This window comes from Kitasatospora sp. NPDC058965, from assembly GCF_042741245.1.
Taxonomy (GTDB): domain Bacteria; phylum Actinomycetota; class Actinomycetes; order Streptomycetales; family Streptomycetaceae; genus Kitasatospora.
In genome coordinates this window covers 1-4,320 of the sequence record NZ_JBHYKG010000487.1, presented here as the reverse complement: position 1 = coordinate 4,320, position 4,320 = coordinate 1, and the positions used below count along the sequence as shown (strand labels likewise).

Genomic DNA, 4,320 nt, shown 5'->3' with positions numbered 1-4,320 from the left:
CAGGCGACCACCGAGGAGACCGCGGAGGCCCGCGCCGCGCTGGCCGCGCTGGCGGCGCTCCCGGGCCGGCAGCGCATGGTGATGGTCCTCCACCTCGTCCACGGCTTGTCCCAGCCGGACATCGCCGAGCAGCTGAACATCCGTCGCAGCACCGTCGCCGCCCACGTCTTCAAGGCCCGCCGCACGCTGGAGGAGGTCCTCGGGATGCACCCGACCGAGCGCGGTGAGGAGCGGACCGGCCTGTTGGCGGGCGGGCGCCCGGCGGGCCTGCTCCGGCCGGTCACCCTGCTGGCGCAGACCGGCCCGGCCGACCCGCTGGCCGAGCGGCTCCGGGCGGCCGAGGACTGGCTCCGGGCCGGGTTCGAGGCCGACCCCGACGCCGTCCGGGCGGCCTGCGCCCGCCTGCCCCGGGTGCCGTCCGGACGGCGCGGGGGCGAGCGGTCGTGAGGCGGGTCGCCTCGGCGCTGTTGGCCCTCGGCCTGCTGGCGAGCATGTACCTGCTGGCCCTGCTGGTGGTCCTGGTCGGACTGGTCTTCGTGTTCGTCCCGCTGACCGGACCCAAGCCCGACCCGGCGGCCGCGGTGCGCGACCTGCTGCTCTTCGGGCCGATGACCGCCGCGGTGGTGGTCGGCGTCCTGACGGTCAGTCGCCCGCCCGACGCCGTCGACGGCGCGGTGCCGGTCTCCCCGGAGCAGGCCCCGGCCCTGTGGGAGCTGGTGACCGACCTGGCCGCCGAGGTCGGCACCCGGCCGCCGGCCGAGATCCTGCTGGTCGCCTCGGCCAACGCCGAGGTGGCCGAGGAGGCGCCGATGCTGGGCCTGCTCGGCGGGCGCCGACGGATGTACCTCGGGGTGCCGCTGCTGGTGGGCATGACCGTCGCGGAACTGTCCGCGGTGCTCTGCCACGAACTCGGCCACTACGCCGGCCGCGACACCCGGGCGGCCGCCGTCGCCTACCGCGGCGCGGTCGCCGTGGACCGGACCCTGGAACGGCTGCGGCGCGTCGACAACGCCTACCGGTCCCGGTTCGTCTCCGGCTATCCACGGCTGCTGGCCTGGGCCCTGGCCCGGTACGCCGCAGCGTACCGGCGGCTCTCGCTCACCGTCCGGCGCAGCCAGGAGATCACGGCCGACGCCGTCGCCGCCGCGACCGTCGGCCCGCAGGCCACCGCCGACGCCCTGCGCTCCGTGCACCTGTTGGCCCTGGCCTGGGAGGACTACCGCACCCACTACGTCGAGCCGGTGCAGCGGGCCGGCTTCCGGCCCGCCGACCCCGTCGAGCCGTTCCGCCGGATGCTGCGCGACGAGCGGTACCGGAACGCGCTCGCGAAAGTGCTCGACTCCCCCGGGTTCGGCGCCACCTCGCCCGAGGACACCCACCCGGCGCTGGCCGAACGGCTGCGCACGCTGGCCTCGTTGGCCGCGCTCCCCGGCCGGCCGCCGGTCCGCCCCGGCCTGCCCGCGTCCGCCCCGGCGGGCCGACTCGTCGCGGGCGCCGAGTGCTTGACCGCGGCCGTCCAGGACACCGGTTCCGGCGCCGTCGACGTCCCCGTCGACCGCTGGACCGAACTCGCCGCCGAGGCGTCGGCCGCGGCCCTCGCCGAGGAGCTCGTCCGCGCCGTACGCCGGATCGCCGACCGGCCCGCGCCCACCCTGGGCACGGTGCTGGACGTCCTGGAACGGGGCACCGACCTCTGGCTGCCCACCCCGGCCGCGCTGGACCTGGCCGCCGCCGCCCTCTTCGCGCTCGTCGGGCAGGCCCTGGTGCGGAGCGGGCAGGCGCGCTGGGAGTTGACCTGGACCGGCCCGAGCCGCCTGCTCGGCGACGAGTCCCTGGCACTGCACCTGGCCGACCTCGCGGCGGCCGCCGTCCGCCGCCCGGCGGACGTCGACCGCCTGCGCCTGCAACTGGTGCTCTGCGGCCTCGACCTGGCCGCCCCCGCTCTCCGCCGCCCGACCACCGCGTCCGCCGAGCCCGACCGACCGGCCGAACTGACGACCATCGGGCCCGCTTCGCGGACCACCGCGTCGGCCGGGGAGTCCACCACCGTCCGCTCCGCCTTCGTGGCGATCATCGTGGTGATCGGCATCGTCAGCCTGATCCAGCTGAACTCCGACTCCGGCGGCACGGACTCCGCCCACACCCCCTACTCCTACCGGACCCCCGGCCTCCCGGCCCCGACCAGCCCCGGCTACCTCCCCTTCGCCCCACTGCCGACGCCCCCCTTGTCCGCAGCGCGGCCCCCGTCGCTCTTCCTGCCCTCCGCCCTCGCGGTCCCGATCACCGTCACCGTGCAGCCCGGGGACACCCTGGGCGCCCTGGCGCTGAAGTACCACACGACGGTGCAGGAGTTGCAGTCCCTCAACGGCCTCGGCGACTCCACCGAGATCGGCGTCGGCCGGCAGCTGGTGGTCGAGTACCTGCACCTGCACTGAGGCCGGCGGTGCGACGTGGCGGTGGCGGGCGGCCGGGCGCCCGGTCACCGATCACCGTCGCCGACCGGCCTACGCCTTGCTCATCGCCGCGCGGCGGCCCTGAGCAGGTCGGTCACCAGCGCCAGCGGCGGCCAGTCCAGGCGGCCGTGCCGGGCCACCGCGTACGCGCGCAGCTCGACGTCGGGGGCGGCCAGCGGGACGAGCCGCACCCCGGGCAGGGTCGGGAAGCCGATCGGGAGCAGCGCCACGCCCAGGCCGGCCGCGATCATCTCCTGCACCAGGTCCAGGCTGTCGGCCTGGTGGGTGACCCGCGGGCGGAACCCCGCCATCGAGGCGAGCGTGCGGATCACCTCCTCGTCGGCCGTGTTGCGGGAGTTGACGATCCAGTCGCTGGTCCGGAAGCGCGCGAAGACGTCCAGCGTCGTGCCCTCGCCCGTCCCCTTCTCCGTCCCTTCCTCCGGCTCGGCCTCGGCCGGCACGCCGAGCCCCCACCTGGCGGTCCACAGCGGCGTCGCACTGACCGTGGGGTCCTCGGCGGCCGGCGCCAGGGTGTAGTCGTAGGTGAGGGCGAGGTCCACCTCGTCGGCCGCCAGCAGCTCCAGCGACTCCGCGGGCTCGTGCTCGCGGATGAGGACGTGGACCCGCGGCGTGCTCGTCGCGAGCTCCACCACCACGGGCAGCAGGTAGCCGCGGATCGCGGTGGCGAAGCCGGCCACCCGCAGGGTGCCGTTGGGCTCGGCGCCCGGGCCGAGGTCCCGGTGCGCCGTCTCGACGGCGGCCAGGATCGTCACCGCGTGCTCGGCGAGCCGCCGGCCGGCCGGTGTCAGTCGGACCAGCCGCCCGGCGGGCTCGATCAGCGCGGTGTCCATGTCGCGGGCCAGTGCCGCGATCTGCTGCGAGACCGTCGAGGTGGTGATGCCGAGCACATCCGCGACCGCGCGCATCGAGCCCAGTCGGGACAACTCCGCAAGGATCTGCAGCCGCCGGGTGTCCATCCCGCCATTGTTCAGCTTTCCCGAACGGTTTGTCCATGATCGGCACGTGGACGGCAACGGTGCGCGCGTCATCTACTGAGGCCCATGAGCACGCTGGAAGCCGTCACCCGCGCCCGCACCGCCCGGCCACACCTGCACTCCGCCCGCGGCGGGGCCCTGATGGCCGTGGGCGCGATGTCCTCGGTCCAGCTCGGGCTGGCCCTCTCGGTCCCGCTCTTCGCCCAGCTCGGCGCCGTGGGCACGGCCGGGCTCCGGCTGGCCTGGGCCGGCCTGCTCGTCCTGCTGCTGGTCCGCCCGCGCCCGCGTGACTTCGCCCGCCGGGACCTGCTGACCTGCGCCCTGCTGGGCCTGGTGACGGCGGGCATGGTGCTGCTCTTCATGCTCTCCGCCGCGCGCATCCCGCTGGGCACCGCGAGCGCGCTGGAGTTCCTCGGCCCGCTCGCGGTCTCGCTGCTGCGCCCCGGCGGCGGACGCAAGGCCTGGACGGCGTCGGCCGCCCTCGGCGTCCTGCTGCTGACCGAGCCCTGGCGCGGCGGGATCGACCCGGCCGGCCTCGGCTTCGCGCTCGGCGCGGCCGCCTGCTGGGCCGGCTACATCCTGCTGACCCAGCGCGTCGGCGACCGGGTCACCGGACTCAACGGCCTGGCGGTCTCGCTCCCGGTCGCCGGCGCCGTCACCGCCCTGGTCGCCGCCCCCACCGAACTCGCCCGTGCCACCTGGCCGCTGGTGCTCACCATGCTGGGCCTGGCCGTGCTCAGCACCGTGCTCCCGTTCACCCTCGAATTCCTCGCCCTGCGCCACCTCACCGCAGGCGCCTTCGGCACCCTGATGAGCCTGGAGCCGGCGATCGCCCTGGTCATGGGCGCCCTGGTCCTCGGTCAGATCCCGGG

Annotated in this window: 4 protein-coding genes; 3 read left to right on the top strand and 1 reads right to left on the bottom strand. The window is 75.9% G+C overall.

Annotated features, from left to right (window positions below):
* Positions 1 to 447, top strand: a 447-nt coding sequence (locus tag ACFW1A_RS39060) for a sigma-70 family RNA polymerase sigma factor (RefSeq protein ID WP_380418198.1), incomplete at its 5' end; no start/stop codon positions are given.
* On the top strand, positions 444 to 2,435 hold the full coding sequence (locus ACFW1A_RS39055; RefSeq protein ID WP_380418196.1) for a M48 family metalloprotease: 1,992 nt from the start codon (positions 444 to 446) through the stop codon (positions 2,433 to 2,435). The genes ACFW1A_RS39060 and ACFW1A_RS39055, both read left to right, overlap by 4 nt.
* Positions 2,436 to 2,515: 80 nt before the next feature.
* On the opposite strand, the gene ACFW1A_RS39050 is transcribed toward ACFW1A_RS39055, so the two are convergent.
* A complete protein-coding gene (locus ACFW1A_RS39050) occupies positions 2,516 to 3,430 on the bottom strand; it encodes a LysR family transcriptional regulator (RefSeq protein WP_380418193.1) in 915 nt (304 codons plus the stop codon).
* Positions 3,431 to 3,514: 84 nt separating this feature from the next.
* On the opposite strand from ACFW1A_RS39050, the gene ACFW1A_RS39045 reads away from it, so the two are divergent.
* The coding region (locus tag ACFW1A_RS39045; protein ID WP_380418191.1) for a DMT family transporter at positions 3,515 to 4,320 on the top strand (806 nt) is incomplete at its 3' end.